Below are 22,665 nucleotides of genomic sequence, written 5' to 3'. Positions count from 1 at the left end.
CCGAACCGTTCAGCCATACAATTTTCTGCCGGAATCGGCACATAGCTGAACTGTTATGTCAAAATTCCGCACATAGTATAACACATTAAAAAAGGAAATACAATTGACGGAACTGGCATCTTGAGGTTAAAAACGGTTAAAATTCTGTAAAGAATGTGTAAAGATTTTAGAAGAAAGCGTTGCGGGGCTGGATAGACATTCCGGTAACGATATCATAAAGCGTTTGACAAAAGAAACGGTTGGGAATTATAATACGGGGCGTAGGAAAAAGAGATATTTCTATTAGGAAAGGAAAGCTTCAATGAATTTTATGAACAAGATGGAGCGGAAATTCGGACGGTACGCGATTCCGAATCTCATGTATTATATCGTGATCCTGTATGCGGTGGGTGTACTGGTCCAGATGATGGCACCGGCATTCTACATCCAGTACCTGATGTTAGATGCGAGGGCGATCCTTCACGGACAGATCTGGCGAGTTGTTACATTTATGATCTGGCCGCCGTCTGGCAGTCTTTTCTTCAACCTGATAGCGATCTACCTTTACTACAATCTGGGAATGACTCTGGAGCGGGTTTGGGGAACCTTCCGGTTTAACGTGTACTTTTTTATGGGTGTGATCGGTCATGTCCTTGCGGCACTGCTGATCTATATCATCACAGGGCAGGTCTATATTCTCACCACAGATTATCTGAACTTTTCCCTGTTTTTTGCATTTGCGGCCACATTCCCGGAAATGCAGTTTTACCTGTTTTTCGTACTTCCGATCAAGGCGAAGTATCTGGCGCTTTTTGATGGACTTTACTTCGTCTATGGATTCCTTTTCGGCGGCATGTCGCAGAGAATTGCGATCGTTATGTCTTTACTTAATTTTATCGTATACCTCTTCATGTCCAGGGGGAGCCGTCTGAATCCGAAAGAGATCAGAAGAAAGCAGGTCTTTCACACACAGATGCGCGAGGCGCAGAAGACAGCGGAAAAGATTGGACGCCACCGCTGTGCTGTATGCGGACGTACGGAGGAGGACGACCCGAATCTTGTATTCCGCTACTGCTCCAAGTGCGAAGGCGACTATGAATACTGTCAGGACCACCTGTATACCCACAAACATGTAACAAAAGGCGGGATGGATCCAAGACAGGCAAACAGCAATCAGGAGGCATAACATGAAGAAAACAAAAATTATCTGTACCATGGGACCGAACAGCGATGACAGAGAGGTCATGAAACAGCTGCTCTTAAACGGAATGGATGTTGCCCGTTTCAACTTCTCCCACGGAACACACGATGAGCAGAGAGCCCGCTACAAACAGCTCCGCGAGGTAGCGGAAGAGGTTGGAAAACCGGTAGCAGCTATTCTTGATACAAAGGGACCGGAGATCCGTACCGGTGTTTTAAAGGACGGAAAGAAGGTAACACTGACAGCAGGCGAGGAGATCATCCTCACAACAGAGGATATCGTCGGTGACGCAAAGAGAGTCCACATCAACTATAACGGCTTAAATGAGGACGTAAAAGAGGGCAATGTGATCCTGATCGATGACGGCTTGATCGAGCTCCATGTCGAGCGTGTCGAGGGAACCGAGATCTACTGCAGGATCATGAACGGCGGCGAGCTTGGAGAGAGAAAGGGCGTCAACGTCCCGAACGTAAAGATCAAGCTTCCGGCATTAACAGATAAAGATAAGGAAGATATCCGTTTCGGTATCGAGCTTGGGTTCGACTATATCGCGGCTTCCTTCATCCGTTCTGCAGACGCGATCCGTGAGATCCGCCAGATGTTAGACGAGGGCGGTTCCCCAATGGGAATCATCGCGAAGATCGAGAACGCTGAGGGACTTGAGAACCTTGACGAGATCATCGAGGCCAGCGACGGAATCATGGTAGCCCGCGGAGATCTGGGCGTTGAGATCGCACCGGAGAAGCTTCCGCACCTTCAGAAAATGATGATCAAAAAGTGCAGCGCCGCATGTAAGGTCGTTATCACAGCGACCCAGATGCTGGATTCCATGATCCGCAACCCGAGACCGACCCGCGCGGAGGTTTCCGACGTTGCGAACGCTGTATATGACGGAACAGACGTTGTTATGTTATCCGGTGAGACTGCAAATGGTAAGTACCCGGTCGAGGCATTAAAGATGATGGCTCATATCGTTGAGGAGACCGAGTCCCACATGAACGGTGACTTCTATGAGAAGAGAACCGTATCTGACGATAACCGCCACAATATTTCCAATGCAGTGAGCTATGCGTCCGTCGCAACGGCACAGTCCCTTGATGCAGCGGTTATCATCGCGCCGAGCATCAGCGGCTACACGGCGAGAATGCTTTCCAAGTGGCATCCGTCCACAAAACTTGTGGGAATGTCCCCGAGTATCTCCGCAGTCCGCAAGATGATGCTCTACTGGGGTGTAACTCCGTTCCAGGCAAAGAGAGCGGAATCCACTGACACTTTAATTGAGAACAGTATTGACATTTTAAAAGAGAATGGTATTGTAAAAACAGGCGATATCGCAGTTGTAACCGCAGGAGTCGTTGATTATGCGAAAAGACATGAGCCGGCTGCTTCTACAAACATCATGCGTGTTGTAAATATCGACTAACACTGACTAACGAAGGAGAGAACGTACATGGAGAAGAAACCGTTTGTAACGAAGGAACAGCTGGAGGAGATCGCGAAGACCTATCCGACCCCGTTTTATCTTTACGATGAGAAGGGGATCCGCGAGAATGCCCTGAAATTAAAAGAGGCATTTTCCTGGAATAAGGGATTCAGGGAATACTTTGCAGTAAAAGCGACACCGAATCCGTTTATTTTAAAAATACTTCAGGAGCTTGGATGTGGAACAGACTGCTCTTCCAAGACAGAGCTTTTAATGTCTGACGCTTGCGGTTTTTCCGGACATGACATCATGTTCTCCTCAAACGATACACCACCGGAAGAGTTCAAGCTCGCGTATGACCTCGGCGCGATCATCAACCTGGACGATTTCACTCACATCGAGTGCCTCGAGAAGACCATCGGAACGATTCCGGAGACGATCTGCTGCCGCTTCAATCCGGGTGGATTATTCAAGGTAGCGACTGATATCATGGATAACCCGGGTGACGCGAAGTATGGCATGACGGAGGCCCAGATCACTGAGGCTTATAAGATCTTAAAGGCAAAGGGCGCGAAGAACTTCGGTATCCACGCGTTCCTGGCAAGCAACACAGTGACGAACGAGTACTATCCGATTCTCGCGAAGATCCTCTTTGAGCTTGCTGTGAAGTTAAAGAAGGAGACCGGCGCTGATATCAAGTTCATCAACCTCTCCGGCGGAATCGGTATCCCGTACAGACCGGATCAGGAGCCGAATGATATCAAGGTCATCGGTGAGAGCGTAAGAAAGGTTTACGAGGAAGTTCTTGTTCCGGCAGGAATGGGTGACGTGGCGATCTTCACAGAGCTTGGCCGCTTCATGCTGGCTCCGTACGGTGCTCTCGTGACAAGAGCGATCCATGAGAAGCACACCTATAAGGAGTACATCGGCGTCGATGCGTGCGCGGTAAACCTGATGCGCCCGGCTATGTACGGCGCTTACCACCATATCACGGTTATGGGAAAAGAGAACGAGCCCTGCGACCACAAGTACGATGTGACAGGTTCCCTCTGCGAGAACAACGATAAGTTTGCGATCGACCGTATGCTTCCGAAGATCGATAAGGGCGACCTGCTCTTTATCCACGATGCAGGCGCACACGGATTCGCGATGGGTTACAACTATAACGGTAAATTAAAGAGCGCGGAGCTTCTTCTCAAGGAAGACGGCAGTGTCCAGATGATCCGCCGGGCGGAGACTCCGAAGGACTACTTCGCTACATTTGATTTCTGTGATATTCTCAAGAATGTGAAAAACGTGTAAGAAACAGACGGCTGATCTGGACCGGTGTGGCCGGACAGCAGTTAAAAAGGTTAAAAACAGAGAGACGGTACTTAGCTTTGGAACGAGCTGAGTGCCGTTTTTTTTTATGTGCCAAAGATGCGCACTCGCGCGAAGATGCAGATTGCCGCAAACGACCGCGCGGGGCGCCGATGGTGGCCGGGAACAGGTTTTAAGCCGGGAAAGGGGAGATTTTTCCAAAAAAATGGCATGAAAAAACCCTGTACATATTGTACAGGGATTCATCATTTAGGATTTCAATTTCAAAAAGGTTTAGGATAAAGGATTTAAAATATCTCGTGCATTTCTTATGGTTAAAGTATAGCACATCACCCCGGAAAATGATTGTATATTCTTTGAATGAATTATTAAGATTTCTTTAAGATTCGGAAGCTGTTTTCGAAGAATGTGGAAAAGTGTCGGAAATACTGCAAATTGTGGGTGGGGATATGCACAGATGTATATTTTGGGCAGTAGCGCAAGACGAAGTGTTTATGAATATCCTGTAAGTAAGAGGAATAGAATAGAGGAATCTTACATGTGAACCATATTAAAGATCAGATCCGCTGCGGCGCGGCTTACCGCCTGGGACTCACTGGAAAAGGCATCGGCGTGGCGGTTTTGGATACCGGGATCTTTCTTCACCGGGATTTCGACAGCCGGGTCACCGGGTTCGCAGACATGGTGAATGGGAAGAACTTCGCCTACGATGACTGTGGGCATGGGACCCATATCTGCGGGATCATCGGCGGCAGCGGACGCATGTCCGGCGGGCGGTACAGCGGGATCGCGCCGGGCTGTGACCTCGTCATGGTGAAGGTCCTGGACCGGAAAGGAAATGGATATTCTTCGGATGTCCTGGCGGGAATCTCCTGGATCTTAGAGAGAAAGGAAAAGCTTGGCATCCGGATCTTAAATATATCGGTGGGTGCCTGCTCGAAGCGGGGGATGAGCGAAAATTCCGCCCTGGTGAAAGGCGTGAACCGGGCATGGGATGCCGGGCTTGTTGTGGTGGTGGCGGCGGGAAACAATGGTCCCAGGACCATGAGCATCACGACACCGGGGATCAGCCGGAAGGTGATCACGGTCGGCTGTTCGGACGATGACCGGGAGGTACTGGTCGGTGGAAACCGGATGGTGGATTATTCCGGCCGCGGCCCCACGGCGGCCTGCATCTGCAAACCGGATCTCGTTGCACCGGGCTGCAGCGTTGTGAGCTGCTCCAGCAGAGCCGACAAATATACCATCAAGAGCGGAACTTCCATGAGCACACCGATCGTCTCCGGAGCCGTCGCTCTTTTACTGGAACGGTTTCCGGACATGACAAATAAGGATGTGAAACTGAGACTGAGGGAAAGTTCGGTGGATATCGGGCTGCCGAGAAACCAGCAGGGATGGGGACTGTTGGATGTGGGGAAAATGATCGGAAAATAGATGTTGAAATATTTTTATGAGTGTGTTATATTACCTGTAAAGAGGTGTCACCGATAGACGGTTGATCCTGAACTTTATGTTGAAAAAATAACCGTTCGATTTGTCAGGTCGGGGCGGTTATTTTTTTGCATTTACAGTATCTTTTCCAAGCGTATACCCCAGTCCGAAACAAGCAAGACCGAAGCTCACGACCGCAATGAAATCAATAATGCTCATGGCATCCCCTCCTTCCCATAAGATTCCTTTACAGGTTCTATGTAATTCGGGGACCAACCGCCTACCGTTATGGTGACACCATGAGAAAATTCTACCATAATCTACAGATTCTATCAATCGACTCCAGTATAAAAACAACTCATTTTTTAATTATATTTTGTTCCTGTTTAAATACACAATTTTACACAGATTTTACATAACCCCTGTCAAGCATTTTACATTTCCTTGATATTCTGATACATGGTAAGAAAGAAATGTAAAAAGTTAATGAATGATCAAAATTTTGAAGAGGGGAAATTTATGGATTTTTTTGGTGTATTGACGATGCTTGGCGGGCTCGCGCTGTTCCTTTACGGAATGGAGACTATGGGGAAAGGTCTCGAAAAGCTTTCCGGTGGAAGGCTGGAAAGAATTCTTGAAAAACTGACATCAAATCCGATCAAGGCGGTCCTTTTAGGAGCGGGAGTTACGGCGATCATCCAGTCGTCATCCGCAACCACCGTCATGGTCGTAGGTTTCGTAAACTCCGGTATCATGAAGCTGACCCAGGCGGTCGGCATCATCATGGGTGCGAACATCGGAACGACGGTGACGTCCTGGCTCTTAAGCCTTACCGGAATTGAGAGTGGAAATTTCTTTGTACAGCTGTTAAAGCCGACATCATTTTCACCGATTCTGGCACTCATCGGCGTCTGTTTTATCATGTTCTCCAAGAAGGAGAAGAAAAAAGATGCAGGAACCATCATGATCGGTTTCGCGATTTTAATGACCGGAATGGAGACAATGAGCGGTGCCGTCAAACCGTTGGCAAATGTCCCGGAATTTACCGGAATCCTGACAATGTTCTCAAACCCGGTCCTCGGAATGATCGCAGGCGCTGTCCTCACAGCGATCATCCAGAGCTCCTCTGCGTCCGTCGGTATTCTTCAGGCGTTATGTGCCACAGGGGCGGTAAATTTCAGTACTGCGCTCCCGATCATTATGGGACAGAATATCGGAACCTGTGTGACAGCGATGCTCTCCAGCATCGGTGCCTCAAAGAACGCAAAGCGCGCGGCGCTGGTCCATCTTTACTTTAATATTATCGGTACCGTTATTTTTATGATCGTCTTTTATACGATCAACGCGGTCGTTCATTTTTCCTTCCTGGACACAGCGGCAAACGCTATGGGAATTGCCGTGATCCACAGCAGCTTTAATATAGCGGCAACGATCATGCTTCTTCCGTTCGGCAGTGGCCTTGTAAAACTTGCATGTCTCACGATCCCGGAAGAGAAGAAGGAAGCTCCGGCTCAGAATCAGGAAAAAGACGCGTTCCGTCTTCTCGACCAGCGTTTCCTCGACACGCCGGCTTTTGCGGTTGAACAGTGCCGTCAGACGACGATCCAGATGGCGAAGCTTGCACGGGAATGCTTCTTCACGGCGGTGGATCTGCTTCACGGCTATGATGACGAAAAGGCAGCCCGTGTGGAGGCCCTGGAAAACCTTGTGGACCGCTATGAGGATGAGCTTGGAACTTACATGGTAAAGCTTGGCGGAAAGAATCTTTCCAAGTCAGACAGCCATACCGTATCCCTGCTTTTACACTGTATCGGAGATTTTGAGCGTATTTCCGATCACGGCATGAACCTGAAAGATTCCGCAAAAGAGATGAAGGAAAAAGAAATGCAGTTCTCCAGCAAGGCAGAGAAGGAACTTGGCATATTCTTCGACGCAGTAAAGGAGATCCTGAACCTGTCCATCGATGCCTTTGAGACGAACAATACGGATGAGGCAGCCAGAGTGGAGCCTCTTGAGGAGGTCATCGACGATATCAATACCGTCGTAAAGGCAAACCATATCCGCAGACTCCAGAAGGGAAAATGCACGATCGAGCAGGGATTTGTGCTTTCCGATATTTCCATGAATCTGGAGCGTGTTTCCGACCATTGTTCCAACATCGCGGTCAGCGTCATTGAGATCGACCGTGACGGTTTTGATACCCACGGTTACCTTGACAACCTGAAGCGTGACGGAGATCCGCATTTCGCGGCGATGGTAGAGCAGTACCGCGGCAAATATATGCTTCCGGTATAGGAAGATATGTAGTAGAATGGTAACTGTTCGGTAGGTCTGCGCACTTGCTGCGCTGACCGTAAGAAAACATAGGCTGGAAGGCAAAAATCCCATCAGCGAAGCTGATCTGGAATGGATTTTTGCACGTAACTATGAAGGTACTGAATAGTTACGTAGAATGGTAACTGTTCAGTAGGTCTGCGCATTTAGTGCGCTGACCGTAAGAAAACTTAGACTAGAAGGCAAAAATCCTATCGGCACAGCCGATTTGGAATGGATTTTTGCGCGTAACTGTGTATTGAACAGTTATGTAGAATGTTTTTAAGGTACTGAACGGTTATACAGAAAGTAAGACAGGAGGAAAGGACCATGGCTCTGATCTATGCGGTAGAAGATGATAAAAATATTCTGGAGATTGAGATGTTCGCGTTAAAGAACAGCGGATATCAGGTGGAAGGATTTGAATGTGCCCGCGATTTTTATAAAAAGCTGGAAGAGAAGCAGCCGGACCTTGCCCTTTTGGACATTATGCTGCCGGACGAGGACGGATTGGAGATTGTTGCAAAGCTCCGCCGCCGTCCGGAGACGAAAAAGCTTCCGATTATCATGGTGACGGCAAAGAGTACCGAGATCGACAAGGTAAAGGGACTTGATGTCGGAGCGGATGATTATCTGACAAAGCCTTTTGGTGTCATGGAGCTGATCGCCAGAGTAAAGGCGGTGCTCAGAAGGACGATGGAGGAAGATAAATTCCTGACCCTGGGGGATATCTTCCTGGATGATGAGAAACATATGGTATACGTGAAGGATGTTCCGTGCAGCCTGACATTTAAGGAATATGAGCTCTTAAAGCTCCTGCTCCACAATGCGGGGATCGTAGTGACGCGAGAGATCATTTTAGAGCGCGTATGGGGAATCGACTTTGAAGGTGAGTCGAGAACGCTGGACATGCATATCCGGACGCTCAGACAGAAACTCGGTGAAGCGGGTTCCATGATCCGCACTGTGAGAAATGTGGGGTATATGATCGAATGAAACGGAAAATCCATATGGAACTTCTGGCCACGGCAGTGTTCGCAATTTTACTGACACTGCTGTGTGCCTTATTTGTTTTTTACGGGGTCTACCGGAAACAGGTCATCGGGGATCTGAAGGCTGATGCCCTCGTCATGAAAAACCTGCATATCTTCGACGATATTTCCGATCTGCACCCGGATGCCTACGACCTGAACCCGGATACGCTGCGCATCACGGTGGTGAATGCCAACGGGAGCGTTATTTTTGACAGCAATGCGGATTTTTCTGTGATGGATAACCATGAAGGCCGCCCGGAGATCCTCATGGCGGCGAAGTCCGGAGAAGGAAGCGGAACCCGCCGGTCCACAACGCTGGATAAAAATCTGTTCTACTATGCGATCCGGCTGGATAACGGGCGGATCTTAAGGATCGCGAGGGAGGGCGACAATATTTTTGCCCTGACCCAGAACATGATGATGACGGTAGTGGGAGTATTTGTCCTTCTCTTTTTCTTCTGTATCATGATGGCAAATTATTTTACGAAGAACCTTGTGGCACCGATCGAGCAGATGGCGGAAAATCTTTCGGAGCCGGGGACACAGGCGGCCTACAAGGAGCTGGTACCGTTTATGAATAAGATCCGGCAGCAGCATGAGGATATCTTAAAGAGCTCCCAGGTCCGGCAGGAATTTACGGCGAATGTGTCCCATGAACTCAAGACCCCGCTCACGGCGATCTCCGGCTATGCGGAACTGATCGAACACGGAATGTCCGGGGAGAATACGGAACGGTTTGCGTCGGAGATCCATAAAAACGCGGCGAGACTTCTGACCCTGATCAACGATATCATCCAGCTTTCCCAGCTTGACGGCGGAAAGAAAGACGTAGAGTATAGAGATTTGGATCTGTTTCCGCTGGCGAGAGAATGTGTAGACATGCTCCAGATGAATGCTCAGAAACAGAATGTGACGATCCGGGTTCAGGGCGGAGAAGCGCCGGTTTTCGCGGATAAGCAGCTGATGGAGGAATTGATCTATAATCTTTGCGACAACGCGATCCGGTACAATAAAAAGGACGGAACCGTGACGGTGACGACCGGCATTGAGAACGGGCATACGTTCCTTTCTGTGAAGGACACCGGAATCGGTATCTCTGCGGAACATCAGGAGCGTGTATTTGAGCGATTCTACCGTGTGGATAAGAGCCGCTCGAAGGCGACGGGAGGAACCGGTCTGGGACTTGCGATCGTAAAGCACATCGTTGCCCAGCACGGGGCAAAATTGACCCTTGAGAGTGAGCAGGGCAAGGGAACGGAGATCCGCGTAGAGTTCTCGGAGGCGTTAAAGCAGCATGAGCTTGAAACTGCAAAACAGCGTCAGGAGGTTCATACGGAGCGGTCAGAAAATGGTTCGTCAGATTGAAGCAGAAGACAGATGATCTGCAGACCATATGTGACAATGTTTACAAAAATCACAAAATTTGCCGCTTTACTTCAAAAACACGTTGATACAGAAGGAAAACTGTGATAGTATGTAACACATAAGTGCAGTCCAGACGGACAAACGTCCGCCTGGACACTCTGGAGAGTCTCCGTATGGAGCGCCGAAGGTGTAAGATCGGTTCATGTCCATGGTACCGGTCGATCTCTCAGGCAAAAGGACAGGGCATACAAATAACCACAATGGGGTAACTCCCCGTTGTATGCAAATGTTCTACTCTTTGGAGAGCTGATCAATATCAGCTCTTATTTTATTGCATGGAAATTCAGAGGGGATATTTCATGCTGCCGGACAGCCGGAAATTTAAAGAAAAGGCTGGCGGCTATGATGATGAAAGAGGAGGATAATTAAAATGGACACACTGATGCAGCTTGTAACAAAGGGAAATGATTTTCTGTGGAGCTTTCTCCTGCTCGTTCTCTTATGCGGAACCGGACTTTACTATACGATCCGCCTGAGATTTATCCAGGTCAGAAAGTTCGGGGAGGGCGTCCGTCAGGTATTCGGGCATTTCAGCATGAACGGTGAAAAGCACGAAAAAGGCGAGATGACTCCGTTCCAGTCCATCGCGACAGCCATCGCAGCCCAGGTAGGTACAGGAAACCTTGCCGGAGCGGCGACAGCCCTCATCGGCGGAGGCCCGGGCGCGATCTTCTGGATGTGGATCAGTGCATTCCTCGGAATGGCGACGATCTACGGAGAGGCAGTTCTGGCACAGACATATAAGACAGAGGTAAATGGTGAGGTGACAGGAGGTCCTGTCTACTACATCAAGGCGGCGTTCAAGGGAACATTCGGAAAGGCGCTTTCCACTCTGTTCGCGGTATTTATTATTCTTGCGCTGGGCTTTATGGGAAATATGGTTCAGTCCAATTCTATCGGAGCAGCGTTTGTGGAAGCATTTCAGGTATTCCATGTGGAGCTTTCACCGGTGATCGTCGGCGTTGTTGTCGCAGTGATCGCGGCGGTGATCTTCCTTGGAGGAACAAAGAGTCTGGCAACGGTAGTTGAGAAGATCGTTCCGATCATGGCCGGCGTTTATATCGTCGGCAGCCTGGTCCTGATCTGCATGAACATCACGGCTCTTCCGGCAGCGTTCCTTTCCATTATCGAGGGCGCGTTTGCGCCGGAAGCAGTTCTCGGCGCAGGCGCCGGAATCACGGTGCGTGAGGCGATCCGCTATGGTGTTGCCCGCGGCCTCTTCTCAAACGAGGCAGGTATGGGATCCACCCCGCATGCCCATGCGAGAGCGAAGGCGGAATCTCCACATCATCAGGGGCTCTGTGCAATGGTCAGCGTGTTCATCGACACATTTATCGTCCTGAACCTGACGGTATTCTCTGTCCTCACAACAGGCGTTATGAGCACAGGAAAGGACGGCACCGCGCTCACTCAGGCGGCATTCATGAAGGGATTCGGCAGCGCGGGGATCATCTTCGTTGCAGTCTGCCTGTTCTTCTTCGCGTTCTCCACGATCTTAAGCTGGCATTTCTTCGGACTTGTGAATGTGAAGTATTTATTCGGCGAGAAGGCATCAAAGCTCTACTCCCTGATCGTTGTTGTCTGCATCGTGATCGGTTCCTGCCTGAAGCTGGAGCTTGTATGGTCCTTAGCGGACTTCTTCAACGGGCTTATGGTCATTCCGAATGTTCTGGCGCTTCTGGCGCTCAGCGGACTGGTAGCGCGGGCTTCGAAGGAGAGATAGGAAGTCCTGGCGTGAGCTGGATGGGAATACATATATAATAAATAGGATAGAATGGCGGCAGAACATGTATTGTGGGCATGGGCTGCCGCCTTTTGTTGTTTACGCGGAGCATGGGGAAGGAAGCTGTGAGGCGGATATTGGAGATCAGGCAAATTTTTCATGGCTGACCAGGTAAAAAATGAGGGTCTGAATTTGTGGAGAATGCCGATTGACAGGGCGAAGGAATTTCGATATAGTACGGGTATCTGAAATCGTTCTGGGAGATCTGTCCCGGATAGCAGATAGTTCATGATGCGGGAAAGCATCGTCCTGGCGGCGGATCGCTGCAGGCCTCAGTGAGAAGATAAGATGGAAAGAAGTAAAGGACAGGCAGAAGGGTATTTTATGACAGCGGAGAGCAGAAAGTCTGGTATTGAAACGTGGGGATCTGCCGGAGAGGGGATGAAGTATGATGGTGTTACTGTGCGCGGGTAGGGATTTTCTGAACTGAAAAATCCGTACAATACAGTGGCGGTAGTGGATTTTTCCGATTTGGAATGCGAAGCATCAGCAAAATCAGTTGCTGTTTGCGCAAGGCGTGAACAGTAACTGCGATTTGATCAAAAGCGGTCGGAATGATAAGAAACAGTTGACTTTTTACATGGATTATATTATGATTAACAGGTACAGAACATTTGTTCGCATACGGCACTCCGCTTTCGTGGACGTGAAGTATGTAAAGAAATATGCGGATTGAAAAATCAGTGATTATTGGATATCCGGGGGCGCGGAAAAGACTGCGGGGCCGGATCTTGGAGGAAGAATATGAATAAAGATGATAAATTAAAAGCCCTTGACGCGGCTCTCACACAGATCGAAAAAGCTTATGGAAAAGGTTCCGTTATGAAGCTCGGTGATTCCGGTGCGAATATGAATATCGAGACGGTTCCGACGGGGTCTCTAAGCCTTGATATCGCCCTCGGACTCGGCGGCCTTCCGAAAGGACGTGTCGTTGAGATCTACGGACCGGAGTCCAGTGGTAAAACAACGGTCGCTCTCCATATGGTAGCGGAAGTCCAGAAGCGCGGCGGGATCGCCGGATTTATCGACGCTGAGCACGCTCTCGATCCGGTATACGCGAAGAATATCGGAGTTGATATCGACAATCTCTATATCTCCCAGCCGGATAACGGCGAGCAGGCCTTAGAGATCACAGAGACGATGGTGCGTTCCGGTGCTGTTGATATCGTGATCGTGGACTCTGTAGCGGCACTTGTTCCGAAGGCGGAGATCGACGGCGATATGGGTGACTCCCACGTCGGCTTACAGGCCCGCCTGATGTCCCAGGCTTTAAGAAAACTGACCGCCATCATCAGCAAGACAAACTGTATCGTGATCTTTATCAACCAGCTCCGCGAAAAAGTCGGTGTGATGTTCGGAAACCCGGAGACAACGACCGGCGGACGTGCGCTTAAGTTCTATTCTTCCGTTCGTCTTGACGTAAGAAGAACTGAGTCCTTAAAGCAGAGCGGCGAGGTGATCGGAAACCACGTCCGCGTAAAAGTTGTAAAGAATAAGATTGCTCCGCCATTTAAAGAGGCAGAGTTTGATATTATGTTCGGAAAAGGAATTTCCCGAGAGGGCGATGTCCTGGATCTGGCTGCTGACGCAAATATCGTCGAGAAGAGCGGTTCTTGGTACGCGTATAAGGGAGCGAAGATCGGTCAGGGACGCGAGAACGCGAAGACCTACCTTGCGCAGAATCCGCTGATCTGCGAGGAGATCGAGAACCAGGTGAGAGAGCTTCACGGACTGGAAGCGCAGCATGTTGCCCCGGGTGAGGCGGCTGCGGCACCGGCGGTTAATGAGGCTGAGGAAGCTGACGAGTAATAAAAATAATGATGAAAAAGAGAACTGTCTGGCGGGTACGGCACTTTAGAAAGAAGCTTGAGACAGGAAGGCAGTTCTGACAGGAAAGCATAGATGAAAGAATGGCAGCAGGAAGAGCACCGGGAGCAGAAAATGTATGCCGGTGCGGATGGAGACGCGGTTCCGGAGGAGTTCCGGGAGGCGCGGAACAAAGGTCTCTACTATCTTCAGTTTTCCGGAAAAACAGAAAATGAAATGCGCAAGAAGCTGGCGGAACAGGGGTTTTCGCCAGCCTCTGTTGAAGATGCGGTTCTTTTTCTGAAACACTACCGGTATCTGGACGATGAGGACTACGCGAGGCGGTATGTGGAGAAAAACGACCACAAAAAGAGCATCCGCCAGATGAAATTTGACCTCCGCCAGAAAGGCGTCAGCGACGATCTGGTGGAGATGGTCTTTGAGGATATGGAGGTGGACGAGTCTGCCCAGATCCTTGGACTTTTGAGAAAGAAAAATTACGACCCGGAAGAACCGGATCCCGCGAAACGCCAGAAGATCTACGCATTTCTGGCGCGAAAAGGTTTTTCCTACGACGCGATCAACAGTGCGATGAAGCAGTGGGAATAGGGCTGTTTCCGGCCCCAAAGGACAGGATATGACAGGCTTCGTGGGGATGCACAGAAGTACCCGGAATGAGGGCATTATACTTGACATAATGCATAAAACAGTTTAAAATTGAAGTGTTGTAATTAGTACAATGAAAACTAAATAAAGGAGGTGCTCCTGTGTCACCAATAATCAGCGTTATTATAACAGCAATTATTGTGGCTCCTATTACCTGGGTCGTGGCTGTCGCTTACCGCAAAAACAGTTATGAAAGCAAGATCGGTAGCGCAGAGGAAAAATCCAGAGAAATAATAGATGAAGCATTGAAGGTCGCCGAGACGAAGAAGAAAGAAGCTCTCCTGGAAGCGAAGGAAGAGAATTTAAAAGCGAAAAACGAGCTTGAAAAGGAAACCAGAGAACGGAGAGCCGAGATCCAGCGTTATGAGCGCCGCGTACTGAGCAAAGAGGAAAACCTCGACAAAAAATCTGAGGCAATGGAGAGAAAAGAATCCAGTCTTGCCGCGAAGGAAGAGACTTTAAGAAAGCGTTCTTCCGAGGTCGAGGAATTATTTGCTAAGGAGCAGGAAGAACTGGAGAAGATCTCCGGACTTACCAGCGAGCAGGCGAAGGAATATCTTCTGAAATCCGTAGAGGAAGATGTAAAACACGACACCGCAAAGCTCATCAAGGAATTAGAAGCCAAAGCAAAGGAAGAAGCTGACAAGAAAGCCAAAGAATATGTGGTTACCGCCATCCAGAGATGTGCAGCTGACCATGTGGCTGAGACTACAGTTTCTGTCGTTCAGCTCCCGAGCGATGAGATGAAGGGCCGCATCATTGGACGTGAGGGACGTAATATCCGTACTCTCGAGACAATGACAGGTGTGGAACTCATTATCGATGATACACCGGAAGCTGTCGTATTATCCGGTTTTGATCCGGTAAGACGTGAAGTTGCAAGAATTGCTCTTGAAAGACTGATCGTGGATGGACGTATCCATCCGGCGAGAATCGAAGAGATGGTGGAGAAAGCGCAGAAGGAAGTTGAAAACATGATGCGCGAGGAAGGTGAAGCCGCAATCCTTGAGGTCGGCATTCACAATATCCATCCGGAGCTTGTCAAGCTCCTCGGCAAGATGAAATTCAGAACCAGCTATGGTCAGAATGCATTGAAGCATTCCATCGAGGTCGCACAGTTATCCGGTTTACTGGCAGCCGAAATTGGTGTTGACGTCAGAATGGCAAAGCGTGCCGGCTTATTACATGACATTGGAAAATCCGTTGACCATGAGATGGAAGGTTCCCATGTACAGCTCGGATCGGAACTCTGTAAGAAATACAAAGAGTCCCCGATCGTTATCAATGCTGTGGAATCCCACCATGGCGATGTTGAGCCGACGAACCTTATTTCCTGCATCGTTCAGGCAGCAGATACGATCTCCGCTGCAAGACCGGGTGCAAGAAGAGAAACGTTGGAGACATACACGAACCGCTTAAAGCAGCTTGAGGATATCACAAACTCCTTCAAGGGAGTAGACAAGTCCTTTGCGATCCAGGCGGGACGCGAAGTGCGCATTATGGTAGTACCGGAGCAGATCAGCGATGACGATATGGTTCTTCTCGCAAGAGATATATCCAAGAAGATCGAAGAGAGCCTGGAGTATCCGGGACAGATCAAAGTCAACGTGATCCGCGAGTCCAGAGTTACCGATTACGCGAAATAAAAATGAAAGCCGTTGCTGTGCAGAGAGAATCTGTATGGCAGCGGTTTTTTTAACAGGAATTTTAGAAGTCTCTGTGCTGCCGAAGCTTTTGCAATATGAGCAAAGATTGGTCTGCTGCAGATGAGAGATAACAGAGAATATAAAACAGGAGGTAATATTGATATGGCAAAGATTGGTTTTATCGGAATGGGAAACATGGGAACCGCTATCATGCGGGGACTTTTAAAGACATATAAGCCGGAAGAGCTGCTTTTCACAAGCGCCCATGAGGCGAAGATGCAGAAAATTACGGAGGAGACAGGTGTTGCCCATGTCTCAACAGCAACGGACTGCGCAGAGCAGGTAAAATACCTGGTGCTGGCAGTAAAGCCGCAGGTACTTCCGACAGTTTTTAAGGAATTAAACGGAAAGATCAGGAAAGATCAGGTTGTGATCTCCATCGCGGCCGGATATGCGATCGCGGATCTCCAGGCAGGTCTCGGAGACAGCGCGAGAATCGTCCGCTCCATGCCGAATACACCGGCTATGGTCGGCGAGGGAATGTCCGGGGTGAGCTACGATGAGGCGCTGTTTACCGATGAGGAAAAGGATGTCATCGACGGATTCTTTACTTCCTTCGGAAAGATGGAGAAAGTGGATGAGAAGCTGATGGATGTTGTTGGAAGCGCCAGCGGCTGCTCCCCGGCCTATGTATACATGTTTATCGAGGCGCTGGCTGACGGCTGCGTAAAGAACGGACTCCCGCGCCAGGCCGCTTACAAGATGGTTGCCCAGGCCGTTTTAGGAAGCGCGAAGATGGTCCTTGAGACAGGAAAACATCCGGGCGAATTAAAGGATATGGTATGCTCACCGGGAGGAACCACTATCGAGGGACTTGCTGCCCTTGAGGAGAACGGATTCCGCGGTGCGATCATTAAGGCGTGTGATGCAAACTTTGAGAAGAATAAAAAGTTAAAAGGCTGATAATTACGTGAAAGACACGGAAATTTCCGTAGCAGTGTGAAAAATGTAAAAAAATAAGTTCTGCGCAGAGGAAAATACTGCAGGGTAATTCCGCAGAATAGAAAACCTGAGAGGAATTGTTTAGAATGTCTGTTAAGGCAGTTAACAGATACATTCATGAAAGGAAAAGACTTTAGTATGGAAAAAACAACTCGTTTAAAACGTGATCTTGCATACACCGGAACGATCTTAAAGATCTACCGGGATACCGTTGTCGCGAACGGAATCGAGGAAGTGTATGACTATATCCACCACGATGGCGCGGCAGCCGTTCTCCCGGTGACAAAGGACGGAAAGATCCTCATGGTGCGTCAGTACCGGAACGCCTTAGACCGGTTCACGCTGGAAATTCCGGCAGGAAAACTTGATGCGCCGGATGAGCCGAAGATCGAGTGCGCGGCGAGAGAACTTGAGGAGGAGACAGGATTCCGCAGCGAAACCCTGGAATTCCTGATGACAGTCAACACGACAGTGGCTTTCTGCGATGAGCAGATCGGTGTCTATATCGCAAAAGACCTGATCCCGTCAAAGCAGCATCTCGATGCGGATGAGAGTATTGATGTGGAAGAGTGGGAAGTAAAGGATCTTCTTGAGATGATCTACACCGGCAAGATGACAGACGCGAAGACGATTGCGGCAATCCTTGCGTACGCTCAGAAAGAGGGAATTCGATAGAAAAAACGGCAGAAGCCAGTAAGCGGAAAGTGTCAGTGAGGATAGGGCTGGCTGCCTGCCTGTGGAAAGATTGCTGCAATTAGAAAAAAGCCTGGTAACTGTTCAGTAGGTCTGCGCACTTGCTGCGCTGACCGTAAGAAAACATAGGCTGGAAGGCAAAAATCCCATCAGCGAAGCTGATCTGGAATGGATTTTTGCACGTAACTATGAAGGTACTGAATAGTTACAAATCCTGTGGATAAAGTAGGCCCATATGCGCATACATTGTGAAAAAGGAACATGGACGGTATCGCTATGGCCGGAATTCACAGGCATCGGAGATTTTGGGACAGTCAGATGTTCTGGCTGTCCTTTTTTTTATTCTTGGGGACCGTTCTGGGGACAGTTTTCTTCAATAAGATGAGCGCAGAGATGAAAAGCACACTTGAAAGCTGGTTCTCCGGGATCCTCACATCATCGGAGATCGTGTCGGCGGACCGGTATAGTCTGTTTGTGGGAGTATTGAAAAAACGGTTTGTGTGGATTTTATTGGGAATTCTGATCTGCCAGGCAGTTTTTGCCAGAATCCTGTTTTACGCGGGAGCAGTCTATCTGGCATTTACATCCGCAATCGCTGTCTGTGTGTTGACGATGCATGCGGGAATTTATGGGATCCTGCGCTTTTTCGGACTTGTATTTCCGCAGGGATTCTTTTATACACTGGCAGCTTACCTTTTATGGATCATGGTCGTGGAGCAGGCGGATGGAAAAGAGAAAATCAGGTTATGGATGATGGTATTTTTTATGGTGCTTGGAATTATATCTGAGATATTCATAAATCCAAATTTCTCAGCGCTGATCTTCCAACTGTTTTAGAAAGGCATATCTGAAAATCGTAGATTTGAATTAGGACGTCAACGGAAGAGACAATATCTGACGAAAGGCGTTGATGGCGTGGTACGGTAGTCAGGATAATGGGGCGGAAAAGTGGAATTTTCCCAGGAAATACGCGGCTTTCAGCCCTTTTTTTTACAAAAAAATTTTGCGCATTTTGACAAGATATTGCCATTGTGGATATATACAGTTCCATATCTAGCGATTAGTTATGTAAAATAGTCTAAAATGGGATCCAAGTGGGAAAAATCCGTTTGATTTTGCCCTAAAATGGGACTATAATGTAGAAAAATACTGGTTTTGCCGGGAAAAACAGCGTATCGGGGGATGGTGGAAGACTTAGGCCTATGTCCCCTGTTTCCCAAAGGCAGACATCGTGAAACTAAAAAACAGATAGAGTATAAACGTGTATAGACACAGGTGCTGAAAATTTCGAACAGAAAAATTTTGTGTAACTGTTCTGTGGATTTGCGCACTTGCTGCGCTGACCAGGAGAAAACATAAGCGGGTGAAGCTGCTGAATAGTTGTGATTTCGTATAGGATCGTGAAAAGCGCGGATAACTGTGTCTGGAAATGAACGGGGAAAAGGTATGAGAGAGGAAATTCAAACCTTCATAAACTATATGGAGGAAGAAAAACACGCGTCAAAAAATACAACGCTTTCTTATCAGAGAGATCTGTTAAAAATGGCAGATTATCTGGAGGAAAACGGAATCACAGACTGCGGGAAAGTGACAAAGACGGCGTTAAATTCCTATATCCTTTTCCTGGAGAAAGAAGGAAAAGCAGCGTCGACAGTTTCGAGGGCACTGGCATCCACGAGATCGTTCTTTGGCTGGCTGTTTAAGGAAGGGAAGATCCGCCGTGATCCAGCAGATTCGATGCATGCGCCGAAGATCGAGAAAAAGGTGCCTGTGATCCTCACAGTTGACGAGGTGACGAAACTTCTGGAGCAGCCGTCCGGCGCGAATCCGAAGGAGATCCGCGATAAGGCAATGCTGGAACTCTTATACGCGACAGGGATCCGCGTGACGGAACTTGTGAATCTAAAGCTCTCCGATGTAAATATGTCCATCGGCTTTATCACCTGCCGCGATGAGCACAAGGAGCGGATGATTCCCTTTGGCCATGCGGCGAAGGATGCTCTTGCGAAATATCTGGAGTCTGCCCGTGAGGCATTTTTAAAAGGAACACGATCGGAACTGCTGTTTACAAATTACAGCGGCAGAGCCATGAGCCGTCAGGGATTCTGGAAGATTATCAAATACTACGGGGACCGGGCAGGAATCGAGGAAGACATCACACCCCACACTCTGCGCCATTCTTTCGCGGCGCACCTCTTAAGCAATGGCGCTGACATGCGTGCCGTCCAGACCATGATGGGTCATTCCGACCTGGCATCCACCCAGATGTACACGGCATATGCCATGGACAACGCGGTCAGAGAGGCGTACCAGGGAGCGCATCCAAGAAAGTAAAAGTGAAAACTTAGGCTGGAAGGTAAAAATCCCATCGGCGAAGCCGATTTGGATTGGGGAATGAACACTCAAAGGGAAAATCCTTAATAAGGATCATGCATACATTGAATTACGGCTGAATAAGGGCAGTAATGCAGCTTAAATTAGAAAATGTGCTCAAAGAAAGATAACAAAATTTGGCAGACTTTTTTAGTGTCTTTTTTGCGATAACGAGCTGTGATTTTTGCATCAATAGGGAATTTCAGACGTATCCATAGAATGTCTCTATGATAAAAACAAATGCCCCTACCATACAGACAAACTGACAAAAACAATTGTCAGATAATCTGATAATTTTGTAAAAATGTGATATTTGCACAAAATTGAAAATATGGCAAGATATCTCCAACACGCTGGAATTCCTTACCATGAGCGGCATGGATCTTCCGCTGGCTGTCATGATCACGATCCCGGCGCCGTGGGAACATGACCGCTATATGCGGCAGGAGATAAAGGATTTCTACCGCTATTACGCAACAATGATGGAACCGTGGGACGGCCCGACATCTATCCTGTTCACAGACGGCGAGATCCTCGGCGCGGAGAAGTATGCCGCGGAAGGTTTCGGATTGGAGCTTGACGGGTGTCTCCGGGTAAAGACAAAAAATGACGGACACAGGACCCAGGTTCCGGGAATCTACACGGCGGGCGATATGCGCCGGGGCCAGTTCCTGGTCGTCTGGGCGATCCGCGAGGGAAGGAATGCCGCGAGAGAGGTCGATGAGGACCTGATGGGATACTCGAATCTTGGGGCGGCGGAATAAAGGGCGGATCGGGCATAAAAGAGCATCTCCGGCTCCAATGTTTTGGAAAATGTCTTAAAACATAGGAGCGCAAAGATGCTCTTTTTTCTATTTTATATGTGTGGTTTTCAGCATACAGATTTAAAAGAAGCTTTTTACTGCCTTATTTCTGATCGATCCTCGCGAGGATACTTCTCGCAACAGAAAGTCCATTCGCGGATGCCTGCTGAAGTCCGCGGGTCACGGATGCACCGTCACCGATAGCGCGGAGACCGTGGATGTTTGTCTCGAAGTCCTTATCGACAACGACCTTGTTGGAGTAGAATTTAACCTCCACTCCGTAAAGCAGTGTCTCATCGCTGGCGATACCCGGAGTTACCTTGTCGAGGGCCTTTAACATCTCCTTGATGTCCACCATGATGCGGTGCGGGAGAACTAAGGAAAGGTCGCCCGGAACGGCATCCTTTAAGGTCGGGATGATGTTGTTTCTGCAGAGACGTTCCTCCGTGGTGCGGCGGCCTCTCTGGAAATCACCGAAGGTCTGGACCAGGATCTTTCCGTCGCATAGCATGTTGGACAGCTGGGCGATATGTTTGCCGTACTCGATCGGGGTCTTGAAGGGCTTTGTGAAGTTCTTGGAAACCAGGATCGCAAAGTTTGTGTTGTTTGTCTTATATTCTTTTGATTTATAAGCGTGACCATTTACGACAGCCAGGCCGTTCTCATAGTATTCGGTAGCAACCTCACCGGACGGGTTCGTACAGAATGTGCGGACCTTATCGTCGAAGGTCGGTGTGTAGTATACAAGCTTTGCCTCGTAGAGGTTCTTGTTGAGGAACTCCATGACCTCGTCGCGGACCTCAACACGGACGCCGATGTCGACGGTTCCTACTTCGGTATCGATTCCGTGGTCATCGCAGATGTGGGAGAACCAGTCGGAGCCTTCACGTCCGATGGCGGAGACAACCTCATCTGCGTAGTATGTCTCATCTTTATCGGTGATAACACCCCTTGCGGCACCGTCCTCGATGATGATATCCTTGACCATGGTGTTGAATTCCATGTGGATTCCGTTGGCGAGAAGGTGTTCCTGCAGTCTTGTGTAAATCTTATAGCCTTCCTCCGTTCCGAGGTGGCGGATCGGACACTCGATGAGCTTTAAGTTTGCATTGATGGCTTTCTTGCGGATCTTGCGGATCTCCTGCTGTTTGTCAACACCGTAGACGTTCTTATCAGCGCCGAACTGCAGATAGATATCGTCGGATTCCCGGATGAGTTCAGTTGCCTTGTCATATCCTAAGATCTCCGGCAGATTTCCGCCGACATCCGGGGAAAGGGAGAGCTTGCCGTCGGAGAAAGCTCCTGCTCCGGCGAAACCGGTGGTGATAGAACATGGTTTGCAGCCCACGCACACCTTTGTTTTTCTCTTCGGACAGACACGTTTCTCGATCGGTCTTCCTTTTTCAATCATTAAAATATTCAGTTCAGGTTTTTCTTTGATCAGCTCATACGCGCAGAAGATTCCGGACGGGCCCGCGCCGATGATGATCACGTCAAAATGTTCTCCGGATTTCATATCACAAGTCTCCTTTCGGGTGAGTGGATAATTTCTGTACACATCATTTCTATTCTACCATGGAAGTTTCAGCGATGCAAGCAAACGGCGGCAGATCAGTACAGAGTGATATAGAGTTAAGATGCTTTACATGGGCAGTCATTTTCTGCATGGAACATATCAACATTCCCCGCAAAGATTCCGTTTAGTCTGTAAAAAACAACGAAAAATATTGAAAATGGGTATTGACTTTAGGTAAAAATAGGATATAA

General features: G+C 48.7%; 18 protein-coding genes and 1 riboswitch. Of the genes, 17 read left to right on the top strand and 1 reads right to left on the bottom strand.

The window, feature by feature from the left end; all coding sequences use genetic code 11:
- Positions 1-301 precede the first annotated feature (301 nt).
- The 17 genes from DW826_RS06695 (at position 302) to DW826_RS06620 (ending at position 20,859) form a co-directional block, all read left to right on the top strand.
- On the top strand, positions 302-1,165 hold the full coding sequence (locus tag DW826_RS06695; RefSeq protein WP_117483447.1) for a hypothetical protein: 864 nt from the start codon (positions 302-304) through the stop codon (positions 1,163-1,165).
- A 1-nt stretch (position 1,166) separates the two neighbouring features.
- On the top strand, positions 1,167-2,603 hold the full coding sequence (gene pyk / locus DW826_RS06690; protein ID WP_117552369.1) for a pyruvate kinase: 1,437 nt from the start codon (positions 1,167-1,169) through the stop codon (positions 2,601-2,603).
- A 27-nt stretch (positions 2,604-2,630) separates the two neighbouring features.
- Positions 2,631-3,905, top strand: a complete 1,275-nt coding sequence (locus DW826_RS06685; protein ID WP_015552364.1) for a diaminopimelate decarboxylase — start codon at positions 2,631-2,633, stop codon at positions 3,903-3,905.
- Positions 3,906-4,463: 558 nt separating this feature from the next.
- Positions 4,464-5,357, top strand: coding sequence for a S8 family peptidase (locus tag DW826_RS06680; protein WP_242994058.1), 894 nt, complete (start codon positions 4,464-4,466; stop codon positions 5,355-5,357).
- A gap of 516 nt (positions 5,358-5,873) precedes the next feature.
- Positions 5,874-7,649 (top strand): Na/Pi cotransporter family protein, encoded by a 1,776-nt coding sequence (locus tag DW826_RS06675; protein WP_117515820.1) that lies wholly within the window; start codon positions 5,874-5,876, stop codon positions 7,647-7,649.
- A 348-nt stretch (positions 7,650-7,997) separates the two neighbouring features.
- The gene (locus DW826_RS06670) at positions 7,998-8,663 is read left to right on the top strand and encodes a response regulator transcription factor (RefSeq protein ID WP_015552367.1); all 666 of its coding nucleotides are present in this window, start codon (positions 7,998-8,000) and stop codon (positions 8,661-8,663) included.
- Positions 8,660-10,066 (top strand): ATP-binding protein, encoded by a 1,407-nt coding sequence (locus DW826_RS06665; protein WP_117552368.1) that lies wholly within the window; start codon positions 8,660-8,662, stop codon positions 10,064-10,066. Before DW826_RS06670 ends, DW826_RS06665 begins: the two co-directional genes overlap by 4 nt.
- 148 nt (positions 10,067-10,214) lie before the next feature.
- Positions 10,215-10,318: riboswitch (glycine riboswitch) on the top strand.
- 178 nt (positions 10,319-10,496) lie between these two features.
- Entirely contained in the window at positions 10,497-11,849 is a 1,353-nt protein-coding gene (locus DW826_RS06660; protein ID WP_117552367.1) for a sodium:alanine symporter family protein, read from the top strand.
- 348 nt (positions 11,850-12,197) lie between these two features.
- Positions 12,198-12,323, top strand: a complete 126-nt coding sequence (locus tag DW826_RS18850) for a hypothetical protein (protein ID WP_278286567.1) — start codon at positions 12,198-12,200, stop codon at positions 12,321-12,323.
- Positions 12,324-12,653: 330 nt separating this feature from the next.
- The gene (recA, locus tag DW826_RS06655; protein ID WP_015552372.1) at positions 12,654-13,718 is read left to right on the top strand and encodes a recombinase RecA; all 1,065 of its coding nucleotides are present in this window, start codon (positions 12,654-12,656) and stop codon (positions 13,716-13,718) included.
- Positions 13,719-13,811: 93 nt separating this feature from the next.
- Positions 13,812-14,324 (top strand): regulatory protein RecX, encoded by a 513-nt coding sequence (locus DW826_RS06650; protein WP_117483440.1) that lies wholly within the window; start codon positions 13,812-13,814, stop codon positions 14,322-14,324.
- A gap of 158 nt (positions 14,325-14,482) precedes the next feature.
- The gene (gene rny / locus DW826_RS06645) at positions 14,483-16,027 is read left to right on the top strand and encodes a ribonuclease Y (protein WP_021905672.1); all 1,545 of its coding nucleotides are present in this window, start codon (positions 14,483-14,485) and stop codon (positions 16,025-16,027) included.
- Positions 16,028-16,189: 162 nt separating this feature from the next.
- On the top strand, positions 16,190-16,990 hold the full coding sequence (gene proC / locus DW826_RS06640; RefSeq protein ID WP_117470874.1) for a pyrroline-5-carboxylate reductase: 801 nt from the start codon (positions 16,190-16,192) through the stop codon (positions 16,988-16,990).
- Between the two features lie 177 nt (positions 16,991-17,167).
- On the top strand, positions 17,168-17,704 hold the full coding sequence (locus DW826_RS06635) for an NUDIX hydrolase (protein ID WP_117470873.1): 537 nt from the start codon (positions 17,168-17,170) through the stop codon (positions 17,702-17,704).
- Positions 17,705-18,115: 411 nt separating this feature from the next.
- A complete protein-coding gene (locus DW826_RS06630) occupies positions 18,116-18,559 on the top strand; it encodes a hypothetical protein (protein ID WP_147327133.1) in 444 nt (147 codons plus the stop codon).
- 609 nt (positions 18,560-19,168) lie between these two features.
- On the top strand, positions 19,169-20,056 hold the full coding sequence (gene xerD / locus DW826_RS06625; RefSeq protein ID WP_117552365.1) for a site-specific tyrosine recombinase XerD: 888 nt from the start codon (positions 19,169-19,171) through the stop codon (positions 20,054-20,056).
- 362 nt (positions 20,057-20,418) lie between these two features.
- The gene (locus tag DW826_RS06620) at positions 20,419-20,859 is read left to right on the top strand and encodes a hypothetical protein (RefSeq protein WP_147327132.1); all 441 of its coding nucleotides are present in this window, start codon (positions 20,419-20,421) and stop codon (positions 20,857-20,859) included.
- Positions 20,860-21,001: 142 nt separating this feature from the next.
- Here the strand turns inward: DW826_RS06620 and DW826_RS06615 are convergent, their stop codons facing one another.
- Positions 21,002-22,456, bottom strand: coding sequence for an NAD(P)/FAD-dependent oxidoreductase (locus DW826_RS06615; RefSeq protein ID WP_278286566.1), 1,455 nt, complete (start codon positions 22,454-22,456; stop codon positions 21,002-21,004).
- Positions 22,457-22,665: the final 209 nt, after the last annotated feature.

The organism is Clostridium sp. AM34-11AC (genome assembly GCF_003435375.1).
Taxonomy (GTDB): domain Bacteria; phylum Bacillota; class Clostridia; order Lachnospirales; family Lachnospiraceae; genus Pilosibacter; species Pilosibacter fragilis.
The sequence above is the reverse complement of the archived record's forward strand: the minus strand, read 5'-3'. Positions and strand labels throughout refer to the sequence as shown.

What these genes read in the sequence shown, in the direction of transcription:
- DW826_RS06670 (WP_015552367.1), top strand. Translation starts at nt 7,998, where the DNA reads ATGGCTCTGATCTATGCGGTAGAAGATGATAAAAATATTCTGGAGATT.
- recA (WP_015552372.1), top strand. Translation starts at nt 12,654, where the DNA reads ATGAATAAAGATGATAAATTAAAAGCCCTTGACGCGGCTCTCACACAG.
- xerD (WP_117552365.1), top strand. Translation starts at nt 19,169, where the DNA reads ATGAGAGAGGAAATTCAAACCTTCATAAACTATATGGAGGAAGAAAAA.
- DW826_RS06685 (WP_015552364.1), top strand. Translation starts at nt 2,631, where the DNA reads ATGGAGAAGAAACCGTTTGTAACGAAGGAACAGCTGGAGGAGATCGCG.
- DW826_RS06660 (WP_117552367.1), top strand. Translation starts at nt 10,497, where the DNA reads ATGGACACACTGATGCAGCTTGTAACAAAGGGAAATGATTTTCTGTGG.
- proC (WP_117470874.1), top strand. Translation starts at nt 16,190, where the DNA reads ATGGCAAAGATTGGTTTTATCGGAATGGGAAACATGGGAACCGCTATC.
- DW826_RS06695 (WP_117483447.1), top strand. Translation starts at nt 302, where the DNA reads ATGAATTTTATGAACAAGATGGAGCGGAAATTCGGACGGTACGCGATT.
- DW826_RS06630 (WP_147327133.1), top strand. Translation starts at nt 18,116, where the DNA reads ATGAAAAGCACACTTGAAAGCTGGTTCTCCGGGATCCTCACATCATCG.
- DW826_RS06635 (WP_117470873.1), top strand. Translation starts at nt 17,168, where the DNA reads ATGGAAAAAACAACTCGTTTAAAACGTGATCTTGCATACACCGGAACG.
- DW826_RS06650 (WP_117483440.1), top strand. Translation starts at nt 13,812, where the DNA reads ATGAAAGAATGGCAGCAGGAAGAGCACCGGGAGCAGAAAATGTATGCC.
- DW826_RS06675 (WP_117515820.1), top strand. Translation starts at nt 5,874, where the DNA reads ATGGATTTTTTTGGTGTATTGACGATGCTTGGCGGGCTCGCGCTGTTC.
- pyk (WP_117552369.1), top strand. Translation starts at nt 1,167, where the DNA reads ATGAAGAAAACAAAAATTATCTGTACCATGGGACCGAACAGCGATGAC.
- DW826_RS18850 (WP_278286567.1), top strand. Translation starts at nt 12,198, where the DNA reads ATGGAAAGAAGTAAAGGACAGGCAGAAGGGTATTTTATGACAGCGGAG.
- DW826_RS06665 (WP_117552368.1), top strand. Translation starts at nt 8,660, where the DNA reads ATGAAACGGAAAATCCATATGGAACTTCTGGCCACGGCAGTGTTCGCA.